At 69.7% G+C, this 21085-nt stretch carries 14 protein-coding genes and 1 pseudogene; 7 read left to right on the top strand and 8 right to left on the bottom strand.

What is annotated here, in order from left to right; all coding sequences use genetic code 11:
• Positions 1-739: 739 nt before the first annotated feature.
• The 4 genes from ACIP79_RS12650 to ACIP79_RS12635 all read right to left on the bottom strand — a co-directional run bounded on the left by ACIP79_RS12650 (position 740) and on the right by ACIP79_RS12635 (position 3014).
• Positions 740-1351, bottom strand: a complete 612-nt coding sequence (locus ACIP79_RS12650) for a class I SAM-dependent methyltransferase (RefSeq protein WP_401222492.1) — start codon at positions 1349-1351, stop codon at positions 740-742.
• Between the two features lie 491 nt (positions 1352-1842).
• Positions 1843-2367 (bottom strand): hypothetical protein, encoded by a 525-nt coding sequence (locus tag ACIP79_RS12645; RefSeq protein WP_401222490.1) that lies wholly within the window; start codon positions 2365-2367, stop codon positions 1843-1845.
• Positions 2360-2650, bottom strand: a complete 291-nt coding sequence (locus ACIP79_RS12640) for a hypothetical protein (protein WP_401222488.1) — start codon at positions 2648-2650, stop codon at positions 2360-2362. The genes ACIP79_RS12645 and ACIP79_RS12640 overlap by 8 nt, the downstream gene beginning before the upstream one ends.
• Positions 2571-3014: a hypothetical protein gene (locus ACIP79_RS12635; RefSeq protein ID WP_401222738.1), complete on the bottom strand. Its 444-nt coding sequence runs from the start codon at positions 3012-3014 to the stop codon at positions 2571-2573. Before ACIP79_RS12635 ends, ACIP79_RS12640 begins: the two co-directional genes overlap by 80 nt.
• Before the next feature lie 1245 nt (positions 3015-4259).
• On the opposite strand from ACIP79_RS12635, the gene ACIP79_RS12630 reads away from it, so the two are divergent.
• The gene (locus ACIP79_RS12630) at positions 4260-8390 is read left to right on the top strand and encodes a GH92 family glycosyl hydrolase (RefSeq protein WP_401222487.1); all 4131 of its coding nucleotides are present in this window, start codon (positions 4260-4262) and stop codon (positions 8388-8390) included.
• A gap of 150 nt (positions 8391-8540) precedes the next feature.
• Complete coding sequence (locus ACIP79_RS12625; protein WP_401222485.1) at positions 8541-12239, top strand: discoidin domain-containing protein; 3699 nt, start codon at positions 8541-8543, stop codon at positions 12237-12239.
• Positions 12240-13227: 988 nt separating this feature from the next.
• Here ACIP79_RS12625 and ACIP79_RS12620 read toward each other — a convergent pair.
• Positions 13228-14193, bottom strand: a complete 966-nt coding sequence (locus tag ACIP79_RS12620; protein ID WP_401222484.1) for a pirin family protein — start codon at positions 14191-14193, stop codon at positions 13228-13230.
• Between the two features lie 135 nt (positions 14194-14328).
• On the opposite strand from ACIP79_RS12620, the pseudogene ACIP79_RS12615 reads away from it, so the two are divergent.
• A pseudogene (locus ACIP79_RS12615) lies at positions 14329-14489 on the top strand (transposase); the annotation flags it as partial.
• Positions 14490-14682: 193 nt separating this feature from the next.
• Here the strand turns inward: ACIP79_RS12615 and ACIP79_RS12610 are convergent.
• Positions 14683-15516 carry an alpha/beta fold hydrolase gene (locus tag ACIP79_RS12610; RefSeq protein ID WP_401222483.1) on the bottom strand — a complete coding sequence of 278 codons (834 nt, stop codon included), beginning with the start codon at positions 15514-15516 and terminating at the stop codon, positions 14683-14685.
• 335 nt (positions 15517-15851) lie between these two features.
• Between ACIP79_RS12610 and ACIP79_RS12605 the strand changes: the two genes are divergently transcribed.
• From ACIP79_RS12605 to ACIP79_RS12595, 3 genes are all read left to right on the top strand, one after another.
• Positions 15852-16373, top strand: coding sequence for a MarR family winged helix-turn-helix transcriptional regulator (locus tag ACIP79_RS12605; RefSeq protein WP_401222482.1), 522 nt, complete (start codon positions 15852-15854; stop codon positions 16371-16373).
• Positions 16370-16807, top strand: coding sequence for a MarR family winged helix-turn-helix transcriptional regulator (locus ACIP79_RS12600; protein WP_401222480.1), 438 nt, complete (start codon positions 16370-16372; stop codon positions 16805-16807). The genes ACIP79_RS12605 and ACIP79_RS12600 overlap by 4 nt, the downstream gene beginning before the upstream one ends.
• Positions 16808-16889: 82 nt before the next feature.
• Complete coding sequence (locus tag ACIP79_RS12595) at positions 16890-17246, top strand: tetratricopeptide repeat protein (RefSeq protein ID WP_383688675.1); 357 nt, start codon at positions 16890-16892, stop codon at positions 17244-17246.
• A 297-nt stretch (positions 17247-17543) separates the two neighbouring features.
• Here the strand turns inward: ACIP79_RS12595 and ACIP79_RS12590 are convergent, their stop codons facing one another.
• Positions 17544-18380, bottom strand: a complete 837-nt coding sequence (locus ACIP79_RS12590) for an SDR family oxidoreductase (protein WP_401222478.1) — start codon at positions 18378-18380, stop codon at positions 17544-17546.
• A gap of 218 nt (positions 18381-18598) precedes the next feature.
• Between ACIP79_RS12590 and ACIP79_RS12585 the strand changes: the two genes are divergently transcribed.
• The gene (locus ACIP79_RS12585) at positions 18599-19498 is read left to right on the top strand and encodes a helix-turn-helix transcriptional regulator (protein WP_401222476.1); all 900 of its coding nucleotides are present in this window, start codon (positions 18599-18601) and stop codon (positions 19496-19498) included.
• A gap of 39 nt (positions 19499-19537) precedes the next feature.
• Here the strand turns inward: ACIP79_RS12585 and ACIP79_RS12580 are convergent, their stop codons facing one another.
• Entirely contained in the window at positions 19538-20938 is a 1401-nt protein-coding gene (locus tag ACIP79_RS12580; RefSeq protein WP_401222474.1) for a PepSY-associated TM helix domain-containing protein, read from the bottom strand.
• Positions 20939-21085 lie beyond the last annotated feature (147 nt).

Genomic DNA, 21085 nt, shown 5'->3' with positions numbered 1-21085 from the left:
GACAAAGCCCGGGGTTCCACAGGAGCACGCGTCATGATCGAGGGCTTGCACAGCCGGGTGATGGATGTGGTCGAGCTGCCCATGCACGTGGCGTGGTCACGCCGTGCCAGGCTGACGGTGCCCGGCGGCACCCATCACGTCGAAGCCGATGCTGCCGCCGGGCATCCTCGTCTCGGTCGAAACGGGGGGAGACAGACTGCGGTGGCGGCGGGGGCCTCGAAACCCGGCGGTACGGCTCGCCCCCTCCCCCGGTGGCTTCGCTCACCTTGTACCACCCGCGCAACTGCGGGTGCGTGAGCGGTCGATGGAGCGCTGTCAGCAGACCTGACGCGACAGCGGGGTGGCCGCTCCGGCTTCCGTGGGACCAGCCGAGGCTGCGCGCTTCAGTGCTGAGCCGAAGCTGCCCGGTTCGCCGGACCGGAGACTGGAGAAGGAGCTGGCCCGGGGGCCTGCCGTGCAAGAGCCAGGAGCAGTAGCGAGGGGACCCTGGCAGGCGCTGCCCGCGCGCGGCATCAGGCACCGCACCGCACCGCACCGCACCGCACCGCACCGCACCGCACCGCACCGCGGGAGTATCAACTCCTCGACCCTTGTAACCGTGGCTGCTGGGCTACATCGGAACCTGGCACGGAGCGTACTTGTACGCGCTGATGACCAGTTCGCTGACGACCGGCCGGCGCAGGTCATTGTGCTCGTGACGGACCGAAGGCGCCCTCACGGATGGCTGACCGAGCAGAGGTCACACATCGAGGCGATGGACGCTGACCGCGTAACCGCAGTCGTCATAGGCGGCGCCGTCCCAGGTGGCGAAGCGGTCGACGAGGACAAGGCCGACCGCGGCGCAGCAGGTGTCGTACTCCGGCAGTGTAGTAGTGGGCGGCACGGGCAGGTGGGCTGCGTCCAACCCGAAGCCCGCGACCAGCAGGCCGCCCGGACGCAGGGTCGCTGCCAAGCGGTCGACCACCGTGGCCTCCGTCCCGGGTGCCAGCAGCGGCAGGACGTTACCGGCGGCGACTACGAGGTCGAAGTCCGCGGCGACACCGAACCTCGCCGGATCGAACTCCGCGAGATCGGCCTGAATCCAGGGCAGCTCAGGGGCCCGCGCCTGCGCCACTTCCAGCATCGAGGCATCCAGGTCGACGCCGACGCAGTCGTACCCGAGCTCCGACAATCGGATCATGACCCTCCCGGTGCCGCAGCCCGCGTCAAGCACACGGGCCGCCGAGGGCACCAGAGCAGCGCAGAACGCCGCCTCTCCGTGCATGTCCTTCCCACTCCGGGCCAACGCCTCGAAACGCGCGGCATACTTGCCCCCGGACACTCCACCGGTCAGGTCCCGCCAACGACTCATGAGATCGACTATAGGTGGCTGCACCGACCCGCCACCGGCCCAGCATCGTCGTCGCCGTTGGCGGTGGGCGGTGCAGGTGCTCCGCCGCTGTCTGGCCCGCGAAGACCAGTCCGGCCGCCGTGCCGGCCGCTCCTCCGCACAGACGGAGGAAGTTCCTACGACTGAGTGGCCCGGCCCGGCCCAGCACGGCGGGGCCGGCGAGGGGCAGGGGCTCCGGTCGTCCGTCGGTGACCGCGGCGAGCGCCGTCGAGTGCGCGGTCGGCGAGGAGTAATGACGGGCGGCGACGAATGGCGGCAGAGCACTCTTCTCGGACGTTCCCGAGACAGGTTGACCACCAAGAGGGACTAGGCCTACGACTCCCGCAGGACCAGCCGGGCCGACCACCAGCGGTCTGTGGCTGCGAGGTATGACAGACCTGCCGTCCGCTACGACGCGACCGCGCTGGTCACAGTCTCAACGAGTGGCTGTGACCAGCGCGTCAGCACAGACCCTAGAAGGGACCCGTCCGCTCGACCTCCCAGTCGGAGTTCCGGGAGACGGCGTCCGCCTCGGCCGTCGAAGCGTTCACGACGTACGAGGCGTAGAAGTCGATTTTGCTGTGGAAGCGGAACGGAGTGATCCACCCCAGGCAGGTCTCCAGGTCGGTCTCGGCCTTGAACCGGTAGAGGGCGGGGCTCCCCTCCTCGACGCGAGGCCCGGAGTGGTTGAGCGACGCTCCCCACAGCACGTTGCCGGCCGTAGTGACTTCACCGTCCAGCGTGGCCTCGGAGTCGGGCGTCAGCCCCTCGTCGTCCTGGCAGTGGCGGACGGCCAACTTGACCTTGGCCGCGGTGATGTTGCTGAGACTGGCGTGCGACAGCAGTGGCAGTACTCCGGCCTGCCCGTACGCATGTGCCGTCAGCGACGCCAACAGCGCGCTCTCGACGATCAGTCCGGCCTGCTGGGCGGCCCTCACCACCGCCTGGCGCAAATCGTCCAGGCCCATCGGGCCGACCGGCACCTGCGCGTCATGCATCGCCTCGCATCGCCTCCACCAGCAGTGGATGGTGGGTGCAGTGCGCGTAGGAGTCGGCGCGCACTTCCAGGACCACTCGGCATGGGACGCTCTCGTCGGAAGTGGCGGCGACCAGCGCCCTGATGAAGCAGTCGCGCTCGGCGTCGTCCTGGCACAGCGTGAAGATCTCCTCGAACTGGTCCACGATCAGGACCAGTTCGTCGTCACGGTTCTCGGACCGGGCGGCTGCCTGACGCACCACCCTGCCGAGGTTCGCGGGATCCTTGCTCAGCTCCTCGTACAACCCGCCCGGCGTGACTCCCGCCGGCGGCGCCCAGACGGACCGCGCACTCTTCCAGGGAGCGTGGTCCCGGAGTCAGCACCACAGTCGTCGCCGCGGCCCGCAGACCCGGGACCAGACCTGCTCGCAGCAGCGACGACTTGCCCGACCCCGAGGCCCCGATGACCGCCACGAACCGCTGTCGCTTCAGTCGCCCGGCAAGTTCCTCCACCAGCCGCTCCCGGCCGAAAAACCACTCCGCGTGCTGCTCCTGGAACGAGCACAGACCGGCGTACGGCGCAGGCGTGCCGGAGTCCTCCGCCGGACCGGTGTGTTCCTCGCCGAGGTGCGTTGCCGTCTCCCGCCAGCGGCGCTCCCACTCCTCCACATCGCCGCCACACTCGCGCACGTACGCGAGTGTCACCGCCAGCGTGGGCAGGCGCTGCCCGGACGCCGCTGAGGACAGGGTGGAGATCGAGTAGTGCGCCAGTCGGCCAGCTCCCGATAGGGCAGGTTACCGGCCTTCCGCCGCAACAGCCTCAACTCGGCGGCCAGTCCCCGTAACGGGCCGTCCCCCGAGTCCAGCGGTCGTTCTCTGCGCGACATCACCGCACCCCCTTGGCGTTTTCCACTCTCGTGTCGCTGTGGTCGCTGCGTCGTCGATTTTTCAGGACTTGTTTCTTCGACACCAGTGACCGAACCTGAACACCACCCGTGCCGGTGCACCTGGAGGTCGCACGGGACGACAAGACCAGGAAATGACGAACGCGATGGAGTCGAACGGGCGGGTACGTGCGGCAGTGGGCGGTGGGCAGCCCGCTCGCGCTGAGTGGCGCGTCGACCGCACACGCCGCGGCAGCGCCACCTGCTTGCCCGGAACTGTCCGTGATCGAGGGTTTGAAGCCCCGCTGGACGCAGTTGACATGCGTGTTCCTGTCGGCGACGTGGCTGCTCCGGCGACGGACGCTACGCCGCGGTCCGGTGTACCTGCGCCGGCAGGACACCCTCGCCCAACTCGCTGCCGGCCTCGGCGCCCGGGTCGGCACCGCCTACTCTTACAGGGCAGCTAACGTCAGCCTGCTCGCCTATCGCGCGCCCGGCGTGCTCCGCACGAGGCCGGTCCAGACGTCCGCACGGCATCCTGTCCGGCGACACAGCACCCTGACGCAGTGCCACCGGGTCGGCGACAGCGGGATCGCACGGCTGAGATCCTGGCGGATCTTACCGACGCCTCGGCCCTCACTACGAGCGCAACCCCCGCAACCACCTGGCCTTCCTCGGACTCGCCGCCCTGCGCTGCACACACGACTCGTCCGCCGCACCACGGAGGACATGGTCTTGATCCCTTACGAAATCGACCCCCAACTCCGGACCACACCAGGCGTATAGCTTCACCTCACAAACCGTCGCACGCCTCTTGACTACCTTCCGGGAGTGCGTCAAGACTGATGCACCTAACCAATGACAACGTTGTCAGGCGTACCTGTGGGTATACGCCGGCCGGTGGGGGCATCACATGCAATCGCGTTCCGTGCGGAAACGTCACTGCCGCATTCATTCCAGATTCACGGTCGGCCTGCTCGGGCTGGTTCTTGCCGCCGGCCCAGCCGTGGGCAGCGCGCACGCCGAATCGATGTCCTCGGCCGCGTCGGCCACGTCGGCGAAGAAGACCACCGGCTGGCAGACGTCGTTCGAGGCAGGCGACTCGTCGGTGGACGGAAGTCCCGCCACCGGACCCGGCGGTGGACCCGACGTCTCTGGAGTCTTCCACCCCGGATCGAACGAGCCCGGACTGAGTGCCGTCGTGGACGACGGGCCCGACCGGGCCTATGCGGCCAAGACCGACGTCGGGTTCACCGGCCGAAAGGCACTGCACTACTCCGCACGGCACACAGCCGACGGCGCCGCCCACGCAAGCACCGTGATGGCCGACGTGAACGTTCGCCTCAGCGCGCACAGCCAGCTGTCGTATCTGCTCTTCCCTGACTTCGACGAGAAGAAGGCCGACTACGCCGGCACCTACGTGGCCGTGGACCTGGAGTTCACCGACGGCTCGCGGCTCAGCGCTCTCGACACCCGTGACCAGAACGGCGACCGACTGACCGCACGGGCCCAGGGCGACGCCAAGACCGTGTCACCGCTGCAGTGGAACCGTCGCGTGGCGGCCGTCGGCGAAGCGGCGGCCGGCCGGACCGTGGACCGGATCCTGATCTCCTACGACGGCCCGGACGGGCCGGTGGACGTCGGGGGCTGGATCGACGACATCGCCCTGGACGGCAGCCCGGCACAGCCCCACCGCACCTCCCCCGCGGACCAGGTCGTCACCACCCGCGGAACGCAGTCGAGCGGCGACTACTCGCGCGGCAACAACTTCCCCGCGACCGCCGTCCCCAACGGCTTCAACTTCTGGACCCCGATGACCGACGCCGGGTCCCTCGGGACGCTGTACAGCTACCACCAGCAGAACAACGCGCAGAACCTTCCCGAGATCCAGGCGTTCGCCGCCAGCCACGAGACCAGCATCTGGATGGGCGACCGACAGACCTTCCAGGTGATGCCGTCGACCGCCGAGGGCACCCCGGACGCCCGGCGCGCGGCCAGGGCCCTGGCGTTCCGGCACGAGGACGAGACCGCCCTGCCCCACCACTACGGCGTCACCTTCACCAACGGGCTGCGCGCCGACATGGCGCCCGCCGATCACGCCGCGATCCTGCGCTTCACGTTCCCCGAGAAGGGCGGGCGCAAGCTGGTCTTCAACAACGTCGACGACCGGGCGGACCTGACGATCGACGCGGAGGCGGGCACCGTCTCCGGCTGGTCCGAGACGCGTACGATCTCGGCAGGCATGAGCCGTATGTACATGTACGGCACGTTCGACCAGCCGGTGACCGGCAGCGGCATGCTGACGGAAGGGAACCGCCCCTCGACCGGCTACGTGGCCTTCGACGGCGGCGGGAAGAGCAGCCGTACCGTCACCCTGCGGATCGCCACGTCCCTCATCGGCGTGGACCAGGCCGAGAAGAACCTGGGGCTGGAGATCGGAGTCCGGGACTCCCTGGAGAGGGTGGCCGCGCGAGCCGAGGCAGCCTGGAACGAGCGGCTCGGCGTCGTGAGCGTCGAGGGCGCGAGCCAGGACCAGCTGACGACGCTCTACTCGAACCTCTACCGGATGAGCTTGTATCCGAATTCCGGTTACGAGAACACCGGCTCGAAGTCCAGGCCCCGTTACCGGCACGCCGTTCAGTCCTCCGGCTCCTGGACACCCCCTGCCAGCGGCCCGACGCAGACCGGCGCGAAGATCGCCGACGGCAAGGTGTACATCAACACCGGCTTCTGGGACACCTTCCGGGCCGCCTGGCCCGCCTATTCCCTCCTGTGGCCGGACGTCGCGGGCGAACTGGTGGACGGCTTCGTCCAGCAGTACCGGGACGGTGGCTGGATCTCACCCTGGTCCTCTCCCGGCTACGCCCGCGTGATGACCGGGACCAACTCCGACGCTGCCTTCGCCGACGCCTACACCAAGGGCGTGCCGGGCATCGACGTCGAGGACACCTACGCCGCCGCGCTCAAGAACGCCACGGTCCGGCCGCCCGACAGCAGCGTCGGACGGGACAGTCTGGACCGCTCGACGTTCCTCGGGTACGTCCCCAACGACGTCGGCGCCAGCTTCTCATGGTCCCTGGACGGCTACGTCAACGACGCCGCCATCGCCGAGATGGCCGAGAAGATGGCCAAGAGCTCCAAAACCCCGGCGAAGGAACGCAAGCGCCTGCGCGAGGAAGCGGAATACTTCCGCGACCGCTCGGCCGGCTACGCCGACCTGTACGACCCGTCGATCAACTTCTTCCAGGGCAAGTCGACCGACGGCGCATGGACCACAGCCGAGAACCAGTACGACCCACTCATCTGGGGCAACAACCACGACTACACCGAGGCCGACGGCTGGAACGAGGCGTTCCCCGCACCGCACGACGGCCAGGGTCTGGCCGAGCTGTACGGCGGCAGGAAGGGGCTGGCGGACAAGCTCGACGCCTTCTTCGCCACTCCGGAGAAGGCCGACCGTCCAGGTTCCTACGGTTCCACCATCCATGAGATGCGCGAGACCAGGGATCTGAGACTGGGTCAGTGGAGCATTCCCAACCAGGTCTCCCACCACATTCCGTGGATGTACTCCTATACGCAGCAGCCCTGGAAGGGGCAGCGACTCGTCCGGCAGGCCCTGGACCGCGGCTGGCTCGGCTCCGACATAGGGCAGGGCTACCCCGGCGACGAGGACAACGGCGCCACCTCGGCCTGGTGGGTGCTCAGCGCCCTGGGTCTCTATCCGCTCCAGTCGTCGAGTGGCGAGTACGCCCTCGGCTCCCCCCTGTTCGAAAAGGCGACCCTGCACCTCCCCGGCGGCAGGCTCGTGATCGACGCCCCCGGCACCAGCAAGGGCAACATCTATGTGCGGGACCTGAGCGTCGACGGGAAGCACCACAGTTCCACGACGATTTCGCACCGCGAGATCGCCGACGGCGGCCGGCTGCGCTTCAGCATGGCGGCGAAGCCGTCCTCCTGGGGCACCGGCAGGAATGACGTCCCTGAGTCACCGACCCCGGCCGGAGAGCGGCCTCGCCCGCTGCACGACGTGACAGGAGCGGACCGCGGCACGGCATCGTCGTCCACGGGCGACGACGTCACCGCCCTGTTCGACGACACCTCGCAGACGGCCGCCGTCCTCACCGGCGACGATCCCCAGATCGGCTACCGCGTCAGCGCGGGCAAAGACACCCGCGTCACCTCCTACACACTGACGTCCTCCGCGGCCACCGCCGACCAGGATCCGCGCCAATGGGTGCTGGAAGGTTCCGATGACGGGAAACGCTGGACGGAGCTGGACCGCCGCAGCGGGGAGGAGTTCCGGTGGCGCAACCAGACCCGGCCGTTCAGCGCCGCGCACCCGGCGAACATGCGGGAGTACCGGCTGCGGATCGTGACGGACCAGGGACAGCAGAAGGTGTCGCTCGCCGAGCTGGAACTGCTGACGCAGGACCCCGTCCCGAAGGCGCCGGTCAAGGTGAGCGTCGGTGATGTCGCACTGCGCGCCGGGGCGACGGCGTCCCTCGACGTGAAGCTGACCAACAGCGGGACCGGCCCGGTGACACCCGAGGTCGCCGTCACCGTGCCGACCGGATGGACCGTCGACCCCGACCATACCCAGGTAGGTGAGCTGGCCGCCGGCAGTTCGGCCACGGTCACCGTCCGCGTCACCACCGCGGACGACGTCGCCCCGGGGACACAGCGGATCCGGGCCACGGCAAGCTGGGACGACTGGTCGGTGACCGGACAGGGCACCGCACGGGTGGTCGGCGACATCACCGAGATCGAACCCGGAACCGACTCCGAGCACGACGTCCTGGTCACGGACGACGGCTCACAGACCACCGGGGACGGCTCCGACGGGCGGGCCCGCTACGCCGACGAGAACCACTCGTTCACGTACCGCCTGCCCGTGCCCGAGAACAGCCGCGGCACCGTGACACTCGACATCGCCAACCAGTTCCTCGTCGAGGTGTCCGCCGACAACTCCACGTGGAAGACCGTGCTGCGCGAGCCGAACGCGGTGATCTTCCAGGCCAACCGGGAGCAGCGCACCCTTGATCTGGCCGAGCTACGGGAGATGGCAGGCGGCGACGGCCTCTACCTGCGCTTCTCCGACAGCCGTCCCGAGGACGGCTGGGGCAGCTGGCTGGCCGGCGTACGCGTGGAGACCTCCAGCTGATCGGCGCGGTGGCCGGCTGTTCCACGAAGGCCGGCCACCGCGATCTGCTCCATCCCGGCCCCCTTCACCTGGGTTTCCTTCTCCTCCGCCCCACGTGTCCCGTCTCCTCCGTTCCTCACCCGAAACTGAACCGTCTCCCAGGGAGTACGCATGCGCGACGACCAAGCAGGTGCCGCTACACCACAGTCGGAACCGCAGTCGGAGCACTCGCGCCGCACGTTCCTCACCGCATCGGCCACCGTGCTCGCCAGTGTGAGCCTGCCGGCCCTGCTGCCGGACCTCGCCGTCGCCGCACCGGCCGTCCCTGTGACGGCCGGTGCGGCGGCCACTGATCTCGCGCTTCACCGGCCCGTGCGGGCGTCCTCGACCGCGTACGCCCCCACTCCCGCCCGCTTCGTCACGGACCGCCTGGGGCGGGCCGGTGTCACGGGCAGCGGCTGGCGAGCGGCCGACACCGACGGCCCTCAGTGGATCGCGGTCGATCTGGAGGCCACCTGCCGGGTCACCGCCGTCGTGCTCGTCTTCGAGGCGATCGAAGGCGACACCGTCTTCAAACCGTCGGACGGCATCAACCCCCGTACCGGCACCACCGGTTGGGAGGTCCTGTCCAGCTACGCCGCCGCTTTTCGTATCGAGGTGTCACCGGACGGGAAGACCTGGAAGGAGGTGTACGAGGGCTCCACGGACCAGGGCGGCACCGTCACGGTGACCCTGGCCGAGCCGGTGGACACCCGCTGGGTCCGCATGGTCGGCACCGGCCTGTCCAACGACAACCCGCTCGGCCTGAACTCGCTCCAGGTGCACGGCATCGCGCCGTCCCGGCGTCCGAAGGCGACCGGCTGGACCGAGTGGACCAGCGGCGCCCGCCCGGTGCCCCTGCTGAAGATCGCCGACGACGGAACCGTACCGATCGAGTCGGGCTGGAACGTGACGCTCGACGAGTTCGCCGGCACCGACAGCGGGGCAAGACTGTCCTCGCCCGGAGTCGACACCGACCGCTGGCTGCGCGCCCGGGTCCCGGGCACGATCCTCGCCTCGCTGGTCGCCGAGGGCCACCTGCCCGACCCGGTGAAGGGCATGGACAACCTCCAGGTTCCCGAAGCGCTCGGCAAGTCCACCTGGTGGTACCGGCGTACGTTCTCCGTGCCGCGCGGGCTGGTCTCCCGTGGACGGGACCGCCTCTGGCTGGAGCTGGACGGGATCAACCACGCGGCCGAGATCTGGCTCGACGGCACGAAGGTGGGCGAGATGTCCCACCCCACCGCCCGCGCCGCCCTCGACGTGACCGAACAACTCGGCAAGGGCGGCGAGCATGTGCTGGCCGTGCGGATCGACCACATGCCCTACCCCGGCAGCCCGGGTGACCGGGGATCGAACGGCGTGTCCTACGCCGACGCGGGCTCGGACATGATGATGCGCAACGGCCCCGCCTACCTCGCGGTGTCCGGCTGGGACTGGATGCCCGCCGTACGCGACCGGGTCATGGGCATCTGGAACCACGTCCGGCTGCGTGCCACCGGTGACGTCGTCGTAGGTGACGCGCGCGTGGACACCGTGCTGCCGGACCTGCCGGACCGCTCGCGCGCCGAGGTCACCGTCACCGTTCCGGTCCGCAACGCGGCATCGGGAGCCCGAAGCGTGACGGTGCGAGCCCTGCTGGGCGGCGTACGCGTCACCAAGGACGTCCGGATCGACGGCGGCGCCAGCACCGAAGCGGTGTTCACTCCCGAGGACCACCCCGCCCTGCGCCTGAGGAATCCGGAACTGTGGTGGCCCAACGGCTACGGTGAGCCCGCCCTGCACGACCTGCGGCTCACCGCGTCCGTCGGGAGACAGGAGAGCGACGCGCGCACGATCCGCGTGGGACTGCGCCAGTTCGACTACGCGTCCGAGAACCCGGTCGTCTTCCCGCCCGGCGCGAACCGCTACGAACAGACCGTCGACATCGAACGGCAGCACGCCCGCTGGGTCCGTGTACTCGCCGGCCGCCGCGCCACCGGTTACGGGGCCTCGTTGTGGCGCCTGTCGGTCACCGACACCCGGACTCCGGGCACCGACCTCGCGCTGCACGCCACCGCTTCCGCCTCCTCCACCGACAACGCGACCAACACCGCGGCGGCGGCCGTCGACGGCGACGACAACACGCGCTGGTCTTCCGCCTACTCCGACGACCAGTGGATCCGCGTCGACCTCGGCGCGGAGAAGGACTTCGACCGGATCACCCTCCTGTGGGAGTCGGCGTACGCCCTCACCTTCACTGTGCAGGTTTCCGGCGACGGCGAGAGCTGGACGGACGTGACGTCCGTCGACAACCGGCCCCACCAGCTCCAGATCAGCGTCAACGGCGTCAGGGTGTTCTGCCGCGGCGGCAACTGGGGCTGGGACGAGCTGCTGCGTCGCATGGGCGACGGGCGCATGGAGGCCGCCGTCGAGATGCACCGCGACATGAACTTCACGATGATCCGCAACTGGCTCGGCAGCAGTAACCGCGAGGAGTTCTACGCCCGCTGCGACGAGAACGGGCTGCTGGTGTGGAACGACTTCTGGAACGCGTGGTTCCTCGACCCGCCGAACCATTCCCTCTATCTCGACCACGTGCGGGACACGGTCCGCCGCTACCGCTCGCACCCCTGCATCGTCGTGTGGTGCGGCTCCAACGAGGGAACCCCCTCCGGGGAGATCGACGAGGGCACGCGCAAGGCGGTCGCCGAGGAGCACCCCGGCGTCGAGTACATCAGCAACTCGGCGTCGGGCGTGGTCAGCGGCAGCGGCCCGTACGCCTGGGTCGACCCGAAGCGGTACTACTCCCCGGACCTCTACGCGCACGGCACCTTCGGTTTCCACACGGAGATCGGCATCCCGACGGTGTCGGTGGCCGAGAGCATGCGCAACCTCGTGGGGGACGAGACGGAGTGGCCCATCGGCCTGGTGTGGAACCACCACGACTGGCTGGAGCGCGGCGGACAGAACCCGCAGAGCTACCGGGCCGCCGTCGACGAACGGCTCGGCGGGTCCTCCTCGCTGGACGAGTTCAGCGCGAAGGCCCAGTTCGTCAACTTCGAGTCGATGCGAGCCATCTTCGAGGCGTGGAACGCCAACCTGTGGAACGACGCCGGCGGCCTGCTGCTGTGGATGTCCAACCCGGCGTGGCACAGCACCGTGTGGCAGACCTACGACTACGACCTGGACGTGAACGGCGCCTACTACGGGGCCCGGACCGGCTGCGAGGCCCATCACGTGCAGGCCGACCTGGAGGACTGGAAGGTCCTCGCGGTCAACCACACCGGAGAGATGCTGCACGGTGCGGAGATCCGTGCCGAGGTACTGGATCTGCTCGGACGCCGGCTGACCGATCCGCAGCGGCAGAAGGTCGACATCACCGCCTCCGCGACGACGCAGGCGTTCACCGTGCCCCGGCCCGACGGCGATCACCCCCTGCACCTGGTACGCCTGCGTCTGACACACGCCGACGGGCGGACGCTGTCGCAGAACACGTACTGGCGCTACGACCGGCCCGAGGACATGCGGGCCCTCAACGGCCTCACCGGCGCCCGGCTGGAGATCTCCGAAGGCCGGACGGTCCGGCGCGACGGCCGGCTCAGGCTCTCCGTCACGGTACGCAACAGGGGCCGTGCCGTCGCGCCCATGGTGCGCCTCGCGCTGCGCGACCACCGCTCGGGCAACCGGGTGCTGCCCGCACGCTACTCCGACAACTACCTGTGGCTGTTGCCCGGTGAGGAACGTGACATCACTGTGTCTTGCCCCGTAGGCGGCCACAGCCCCGGCGACCTGGAGGTGACCGCACAGGGCTACCGCACGTCCCTGGTCTCCACCCACGGCCGACGCTGAGTCACCGTTGGCATCCGGCGGCCCACGGCCGCCGCCGCGTCTTCCGTCCCCGTGCCTGTGTATATGGAGCGAGTGCGCATCACGGGCCATGATTCGCACAGGTCTGTCCTACGGATCACGAGTTGGTGCGTGATAGCGGGTGAGGCGTGTGGCCTGGTCGTGGCCTGTTCTCAGGCGGTGATGGTGCGGTCGGAGACGAGGCCGCCGACGGCGCGGTAGGTGTCGGGCAGGCGAGCACGGCGGTGGGTCCAGCGGATCAGTTGCTTCCCGCGTTAATGATCGGCGAGCGCGTGGAACATCCCTCCGCCGCAGGCAGCGTGTTTCCGCGGGACTCCCCGGGCGCCTGACCAGATCAACTGACCACGAGGGCGCCCTGGTGCTACGCGCTGCACAGCACTTCGCCAGGACACCGACGCCTTCACGTTCCGGCATCGCCGCGCGCATGCCGCGTTCAGCCAGAGGACCTGTTCGACGAGCCACGGCGCGACTCCTTGCAAAGCCCTCAAGAGACGTCCGACCGTCTACAGACCGATGTGTCCCGCCGATCGAAAGGACGCGCACTCGCGGGCAGACGATGACACGCATCATAAGGTCGCCGTTCGCCACCCCCTTGTCGCTGTTGTCGGCTCCCGACTAACAGCCGCGACACCCACGCGCAGCAGAACGGGATCCCACGCGGCCGCGCGTTGTCTTGCGAGCCCCGCACGGTCCGACGTCGGCGACGCCTACCGGAAGGGGCCGAGGTAGTCCTGAGCACGTCCGCGGCACTCAGCCGCGAGCTCATCTGATTACGCGTCAGTAGAGTCAGCATTGGGTCAGCATTCGGTTTGCCAGACCTTGCTGCAGACGGCTAGACCCGCGAATTGGTGCGCGCCCCCAAGCCCTCCGGGCCGAGCATGATCGCTCGCCCAGGGTTACCCGCATTCGATGCGCTCAGGAGCTCCCCGGGCCGCGCCCCCGCCGACAGCAACCGCAGCATCCGTACTGGTCAGCGTACCCGTCCCCGCGATTTCAGCGCCCCTGGCGGCAAGTTTGGGGCGGGGAGCCGGTCGCCGTCATAGCCCTTCACCTCACCGAACCGCGCCCCCGTCATCCAGTCCGAACGGGCCTGGGCGATGTCCTCGTTGGTCCGTCCGATGAAGTTCCACCACATGACCAGCTCCTCCTCGAACGGCTCGCCGCCGAGGAGCATGAGGGTCGCGTCGGACTCGGCGCGCAGGGGGAGTTCGGTGCGGCCGCAGCCCAGGTAGAGCATCGAACCGGGGAGTACCGGTACGCCGTCGACGTGGGCCTCGCCGGACATGGACAGTACGGCGTACTCGAAGTCGGGCTCCAGCGGCAGGCGTACGTCTGTGCCGCTCGCGAGGGCCAGGTCGGCGCCGACGATCGGGGTGTACGCCGTGCCCGGTGAGGCGGTGCCGTCGACGGTGCCCAGGATGATCGTGGCGCGCAGGCCCGGCGCCGTGACCAGGGGCAGTTCGGCGTGGTGCTCGAAGTGCGGGTCGGTGTGCCGGTGACTGTCCGGGAGGGCGACCCAGAGCTGCGCGCCGTGCAGGAGCCGGGCGTGCGCCTTGGGGCTCTCCTCGGAGTGGCTGATGGCCCGGCCGGAGGTCATGAGGCCCAGTTCGCGCGGGCGGATGGTCTGGAGGCTGCCCGTGGAGTCGCGGTGCAGCACCTCGCCCTCGTGCAGCCAGCTCACGGTCTGCAGACCCATGTGCGGGTGCGGCGGGACCTGCATGCCGGGCTCGTCGGCGATGTCGTCGGGCCCGTAGTGATCGACGAAGCACCACGCGCCGACCATGCGCCGCCCCAGGTTGGGGAGCAGGCGGCGGACTTCGGTGGACTCGCCGAGCTTGACCCGACGGGGACTGAGGAGTTCACGCACCGGCTCGGCCACCACGAACCCGCGGCCACCGCACAGGGCGGGAACCGCCTCGCGATCAAGATTGCTCATGGCCCACAACCTAGCCCCGCCGGGGACCCGCCGTCAGGTCGTCGACCCGCCCATTGAGGGGCACTTGGTGCAGAACCGGCGGAGGACCTACGCCGTGTGTGGAAAGTGGATTTTGAGCTTGGGTAATCACGGTTCATGGGGCGGGGAGATCTCACGGATGAACAGTGGGCGGCGTTGGAGCCGTTGTTGCCGAAGGGGACGAGGACGGGGTGGCGCCGACCGTCTGGCCTCGGCGGCGGCTGATCGACGGCATACGATTTCGGGTCCGTATCGGTGTTCCATGGCGGGACGTGCCCGTTCCGCTATGAAGCCACTGTCCTCGTAGCAACCATCAACGAGTGACTGTGACAGCACGCGGCGACACCGCGGCGAGGCAGGGCCAGGCTGGCGGGGCGAAGCTGTGGCAGCCTTCCTCGAAGACGACGACCGTGGCGTGATCACGCTGCGTCGTATGGGCGCGCTCAGCGGTGTATTCCGTATCGCGACTGCTTACCCGGTGATGCCTGGTGACACTCGCTCAACGCTGCGGCAGTACGGCAGTCCGTGCAGCGGCTCCCCGGCAAGGAACCGGGTGATCAAGTCGGCGACTTCCGCTGTCCGTTCCAGGATGACCATGTGATCGGCGTCGCGGACCTCCGCGTGCCAGCTGTCGGCACACGCCGCCGCCATCTGGCGGCACAGCTCCGGCGTGGTGAACGAGTCGTACTCGCCGGCCACGGTCAGAACCGGCGCACGAGGCGGCTGGCGGGTATCGAGAGCCTGATGGGTGAGCAGGCGCAGGGTGTTGGCACGCATCTGGTTCGCCTCCGCCTCGGTGAGGTTGGTGATGCGGCGCAGCAGCAGTCTGCGGATGCGGGCGCCGTTGGGGATGTCTGCGAGGCGTTCGGGCGTCATGAGCAGGTCGAGCATGACGTGCGCGTAAGTCTCCATGTCTCCGGCGGCCAGGTGTTCCAGAGTGCGGCGCATCGCGGCCTGTGCGTGGTCGGGGATGGCGATCATCGTGCCGACCAGGACCATGCGTCCCACCCGGTCCGGGTACCTTCGGGCAATCTCGTAGGCGATGGCGCTTCCGTAGGAGCCGGCGAGCACGTTGACCTGACCCGCATCCCACTCATCGAGCATGTGGCAGACCGCGTCGGCGAGGAAGTCGACGCGGTAGGTCTCGGGCAGCAGGTCGGCCGCCCCCCAGCCCGGGGGGTCGACGGTGAACACGTCCATGCTATTGAGGAACACCTGTTCACAGCGCCCCCAGGACTCCTTGCGCTGGAACGCCCCGCCGATGATCAGTACGGGCGGAAAACGAGGGGCGGATGCGCGGATCACACGTGATTCGCAGGAGAAGCCACGCCAACGATGTGCTCGCACAAGTGGCTCGCCCGGTGGCGAACCAGTCCCGGCGGGGAGATGCGGCGTCTCGAGCGGCGTGCCGGAGTAGATCACGCACGGTAAACGATCTTCGAGGGCTGGCGTCACGGCGGCACGCCGGACCGTGCTGAGTATCCGTCAGGTCTCTACATGCCACAGATCGAGATCAACCTCCGATCGAGAACCACGTTCGGTACAGGACCTAGGACCGTGGTCGCGGGCGTGTCAGCCGTTCGTCGGAAGGGTCGCGGAAATAGTAGCCATGGACATAGTAGCTATGTACTTTATCTCGCATGAGCATGAGTTCGAAGAGTTCGGCACCGGAGAACGCGACTCCCGGGTTCCTCGTCTGGCGCCTGTCGACGAAGTGGCGGGTGGCCGTCGACCGGGCGGTCGAACCGCTCGGCCTGACCCACGCGCAGTACTCACTGGTGGCGTCGTTGTACGGGATGCACAGGGACGGCCGCCGGCCCAGTCAGCGCGCGCTCGCCGACCACACCGGGCTCGAACCGCTCTACGTCTCGAAGCTGGCCCGTGCCCTGGAGACGGCCGGACTCCTCGACCGGACCCGGGATCCGGCCGACCCCCGGGCGGTCCAGCTGTCGCTCACGGAGGAGGGACGCGAGGTCGCACGCCGCGCGATCAAGGTGGTGCGAGGACTGCTTGACCAGCTCCTCGAACCCCTCGGCGGCTTGGACGGCGAGCGCACGAAGACGTTCAGGCGCGAGTTGGTGACCCTGCTCGACGTACCGCTCGATCCACGGTCCGAGAAGGACCACTCCCAGCAGGAAACTTCCGAGAAGGAGCAGTCATGACCACCTCCATTCCCCGCGCGGGCGGCCGGACGATAGGCCTCGCGCACTACGCGAGCCGCGCCCTCCTGGAGCAGGCGCTGGCCCGCACCGGCACCACGTTCAACGAGTCGGTGGCCCTCCGGGCCGTCTCCGACCACGGCGGCACGGCCGCACGGGTCTGGCTCGTGGACCGGCTGACCGGCGCGTTGAAGATCGACGAGTCGGTGGCGGACCGAACGGTCACCGCGATGACGGACGCCGGGCTGCTGGAGCCCGCGGGCGGGCAGCTCGCCCTCACGGAGAGCGGCCGGGAGCTGTTCGAGGGTGTCCGCAAGGCCGGCGACGAGATCGCGGCCCGGCTGTACGCGGGCATCGCGGACGAGGACCTGGAGACCGCCGGCCGGGTACTGACCCTGGTCACGGAGCGGGCCGACGCGGAGCTGGCCGCGATGTAGCGCCTCCCTCGCACGTGGACCGCGGAAGGTTGTGGAATATTCAACTAACCCCCTCCGTTGTGCCCGTCGAAGGAGGTCAGCAGTGGACACGAAGTACTACGACCACGGAACGGCCGCGGAGCGCTGGGAGCGGGCGCGGATGTTCTTCGACGCGAGGGACTACGCCGCCGCGGCGCGCGTGCTGGGTGGGCTGGTCGAGGAGGTGCCGGAGCAGGTCGGACCCCGGCTGCTGCTGGCCCGCTCGTACTACCACTCGGCTCAACTGCGGCGCGCCGAGACCGAGTTGCGGACGCTCGTGGAGCTCGACCCCGTCGAGCACTACGCCCGGCTGATGCTGGGGCGCACCCTGGAACGCCAGGGTCGGCCCGAGGAGGCGGAGCGGCACCTGCGCATCGCCTCGGCCCTCGCGGGCGACTTCGAGCAGTTCGAGCAGGTGTAGCCACCGCGCGGGTCCTGGCGGACGGTGCCGTGCGGGTCCTGGCGGATTCCCCCGAGTCGATCGGGGCGGATCCCCCCGCGTCGGTCGCGGCGAACGATGCCGCGTCGATCACGCCGGACGGCGCCACGACAGTCGTGCCAGGCGTGCGGCACGTCAGTCACGCCAGCCGGCGCCACGCCGAACGGCGTTACGAAAGAAGGCCGGTCACCACGGTGACCGGCCTTCCCGCGTATGCCCTCGGTGGGTTCCGCTCCCCTGGTCGGCCCGGCCCGCGTCGGAGCGGATCCCCCTCGCGACTCACCCGACGGTGACCGCCGCCACCGAGTGGGCGACCTCGCGATGAGCCTCGTGCTCGGCGAGCCGGTCGGTGAGGGCGGTGTGGACGTCCGCGTAGGTATCGGGGCCGAGCGGCAGGCGGAGCGGGGTCGCGTCGGAGTCGACGAGGTCGATCATCGCGGTCGCGATCTTCTCCGCGCTGTTGGGCACCGGGAAGGCCCCGTCCGCGAAGGCCCGCCGGGTGTCACCCGCCGGGGTGTCGGCGTAGGCGGGCATGGGCGGCGCGGTGTCGAGCGAGCTGCCGAAACCGGTGGGGGTCGCGCCCGGCTCGACGATGGTCAGGGTCGTGCCGAACGGCGCGATCTCCCGGGCGATGGTCTCGCAGAACCCCTCGATGCCCCACTTGGAGGCGTGGTAGTAGCCCAGGCTCGGATAGGTCGTCTGGCCGCCCGCGGTGGAGACCTGGAGGATGCGGCCCCGGCCCTGGGCGCGCAGGTGCGGCAGCGCGGCGCGGATGACATGGATCGAGCCGAGCAGGTTGGTGTCGACGACCCGCCGGATCTGCTCGTCGGACGCCTCCTCGACGGAGGCGAGCAGGCCGTAGCCGGCGTTGTTCACGACGACGTCGATCGTGCCGAGTGCCGCGAAGGCCTCGTCGACGACACGGCGTACCCGCTCGGCGTCGGTGACGTCGAGCCGGGCGGTCCAGAGCCGGTCACCGTGCTCGGCGCGGAGGTCGTCGAGAACCTCGGGCCGGCGGAGGGTGGCGGCGACACGGTCACCGCGGGCCAGGAGCTGTTCGGTGAGCAGCCGTCCGAACCCTGAGGAGGTGCCCGTGATGAACCAGGTGGTGGTCATGGTGTTTCCTTCACTCGGTCACTGTCCGGTGCGAGCCCGTTCGCGGGCTCGGTACCGGAGGGACCGGTTGGGGCGCCCGTGTTCTCGCGCCGGCCGGGCCCCGGAGTTCTCCGGGGCAGGCACCATGCAACGGGAGGCGGCCAGGAGAGGGGAGTCCCCGCTGTGAGGGGTACTGGCAGAGTCCCCCACGCGGCGCGCGGCCTGCCTACCCTGTCCTCATGGACAACCGGGATGCCGTCAGCGCCTTCCTCCGTTCCCGACGCGACAGGATCAGCCCCGAGCAGGCGGGGCTGCCCGTGTACGGCCGGCGCCGGGTGGCCGGGCTGCGCCGGGGCGAGGTCGCCACGCTCGCCGGGGTCAGCGTCGAGTACTACACACGTCTGGAGCGCGGAAGCCTCAGAGGGGTCTCCGACAGCGTCCTCGACGCACTCGCCCAGGCCCTGCGGCTGGACGAGACCGAGCGCATGTACCTGTACGACCTCGCTCGCGCCGCCGGACCGGCGCCCGAGGCACGGACCCGGAAGCGGGCGGCCCGCGCGACGGTGCGGCCGAGCGTGGCGCGGATCGTCGAGGGGATGCCGGGACTGCCCGCGTGCGTGATGAACAGCCGCCTCGACGCGCTGACCTCCAACCCGCTGGGCCGGGCGCTGTATTCGGAGATGTACGCCGACCCGACCTGCGGGGGGAACGTCGCCCGGTTCTCCTTTCTCACCCCCGCGGCCAGGCGGTTCTACGCCGACTGGGAGCACATGGCCCGCTTCGCCGTGGGCGCGCTGCGTATCGAGGCCGGGAAGAACCCCTACGACCGGGACCTGTCGAACCTGATCGGTGAACTATCCACCCGCAGCGAGGCCTTCCGGGTGATGTGGGGCTCCCAGGACGTGCATGTCTTCCGCCAGACCACGAAGCGCTTCAACCACCCGGTCGTCGGCGCCCTGGAGCTCGACCAGGAGACCCTGAACCTGCCGGACGAGAGCGGCCTCAGCGTGCTCGTCTACAGCGCCCCTCCCGGGTCGGCCGCCGCGGACGGCCTGAAGCTGCTGGCCAGTTGGTCCGCGACGGCCGGACAGGAGCAGGCCGCGCTGCCCGGGGACGAACCGTCGCCCCGGCAGCCCTGACGGACGGCCCTTCCGCCCGTGCCCGATCCCTTCGGGGTCTCACGCCGCCCGTCCGCCGTACGTGCGCTTGCCCCTCCGGTGCGCGATCTCGCCGAGCAGGACGTCGATGCCGATGAACACCGCCAGCGGGATGCCGAGCAGCGGGACGAAGTAGCCGAGCACGGCGATGGTCGCCATGGCCGGGACCAGGATCTGCGGCGGGACCTGCTGCCAGGCGCCGCGCGGGATGGGACGGCCGAAGCCGGAGGCCCGGCCGCGCAGCCACCACATGCGGTAGCCGAGGACGATCAGCAGGATCAGTGACGCCGCGAGGGCCATCAGCGCGAGCTGGTTGGCGAGGCCGAAGAGAGCGCCGGTGTGCAGGTCGATGCCCCAGCGGGTCAGCTTGGCGAGGAACGGGTAGTCGGCGAACCGGAGTTCGTCGGTGACCTCGGCGGTCGTCGGGTCGACGGCCACCGAGTCCTGCTTCTCGGGCCAGCTGCGCTGGATCTGCTTGACGACGTACGCGGACTCGGCGTCGGCGGGCGGGGTGATCTCGACCGGGTCGCCGAGTCCCTTGGCGCGGGCGGCGGCGAGGACCGGGTCGATGCCCGCTCCGTCCGAGGTGTCGCCCGTACCGTCCGCGCCGCCGTGCTCCGCGTGCTCCCCGCCGGCCGCCGCCGACACCGAGGGGGTGGAGTGGCCGAGTTCGGTCCTGAGGACGTCGATGTTGGCGCCTGCGTACGTCGACCAGGTCAGGCCGGTCGCCGAGAGGAAGATGAAGCCGATCGCCGCCCAGACGCCGACCGTGCCGTGCAGTCCCAGGGTGCGGCGGCGTCCGCTCGTCCCGCGCACCTTGCGCTGCGCGCGCCGGCGTACGAACCACAGCACCAGCCCGCCGCTCGCGATCACCCACAGCCAGCTGGCGGCGAGTTCGCTGTAGAGACGGCCGTTCTCACCGAGGTGCAGGTCGCGGTGGAACTCGTCGATCCAGGTGCGGACCGGGAGCGCGCCGGAGGAGCCGTACTGCTCCAGGGACCCGCGCACCTTCGCGGTGTACGGGTCGACGAACACGGCGAGGGTGTGGGTGTCCCCGATGCCGGGGACCCCCGAGAGCATCACCCGGGTGCTCGCGTCGGCCTCCGGAGAAGGACGTACGGCCGAGACGGTGCCCTCGGGATGGGCCTTGCGGGCGGCGGCGATCTGGTCGGAGAGCGGCAGCTTCTCGTCGCCGGCCGGGACGGTCAGCTCATGCGAGTAGATGATCTTCTCGGCCTGGTACGAGGCGGCGTACAGGAAGCCGGTGGCCGCGGCGACCAGCAGGAACGGGGCGACGAGCACGCCCGCGTAGAAGTGCAGGCGCAGCACCAGGGGCCGCAGTGAGGACCAGGCTCTCGGGGTGGGAGCCGGGGCGGCGGACCGCGGGGACTCGTCCGTCGTGATCGGGGGAGCGGTGGACATCGGCGGGGTTCTCCGGTCGGGCAGGGGACGGGATCGGGCCGCGGGCCGGGAGTGAGGCTCCCTTCACCGGTGGCGGTCCACTAGTCGGGGCGCGGGGCCGCCGAGTTCCCGCGCCCGCGAGTGGCGTGCGTCATATCAGGTAGGGCG

Origin of the sequence: Streptomyces sp. NPDC088747 (assembly GCF_044751025.1) — a bacterium.
Lineage (GTDB): Bacteria > Actinomycetota > Actinomycetes > Streptomycetales > Streptomycetaceae > Streptomyces.
This window is presented reverse-complemented; position numbering and strand designations above follow the sequence as displayed.

Coding starts and splice junctions, on each gene's coding strand:
- ACIP79_RS12650 (WP_401222492.1), bottom strand. CDS start 1,351: ATGAGTCGTTGGCGGGACCTGACCGGTGGAGTGTCCGGGGGCAAGTAT.
- ACIP79_RS12645 (WP_401222490.1), bottom strand. CDS start 2,367: ATGCATGACGCGCAGGTGCCGGTCGGCCCGATGGGCCTGGACGATTTG.
- ACIP79_RS12630 (WP_401222487.1), top strand. CDS start 4,260: ATGTCCTCGGCCGCGTCGGCCACGTCGGCGAAGAAGACCACCGGCTGG.
- ACIP79_RS12625 (WP_401222485.1), top strand. CDS start 8,541: ATGCGCGACGACCAAGCAGGTGCCGCTACACCACAGTCGGAACCGCAG.
- ACIP79_RS12620 (WP_401222484.1), bottom strand. CDS start 14,193: ATGAGCAATCTTGATCGCGAGGCGGTTCCCGCCCTGTGCGGTGGCCGC.
- ACIP79_RS12605 (WP_401222482.1), top strand. CDS start 15,852: ATGAGCATGAGTTCGAAGAGTTCGGCACCGGAGAACGCGACTCCCGGG.
- ACIP79_RS12600 (WP_401222480.1), top strand. CDS start 16,370: ATGACCACCTCCATTCCCCGCGCGGGCGGCCGGACGATAGGCCTCGCG.
- ACIP79_RS12590 (WP_401222478.1), bottom strand. CDS start 18,380: ATGACCACCACCTGGTTCATCACGGGCACCTCCTCAGGGTTCGGACGG.
- ACIP79_RS12585 (WP_401222476.1), top strand. CDS start 18,599: ATGGACAACCGGGATGCCGTCAGCGCCTTCCTCCGTTCCCGACGCGAC.
- ACIP79_RS12580 (WP_401222474.1), bottom strand. CDS start 20,938: ATGTCCACCGCTCCCCCGATCACGACGGACGAGTCCCCGCGGTCCGCC.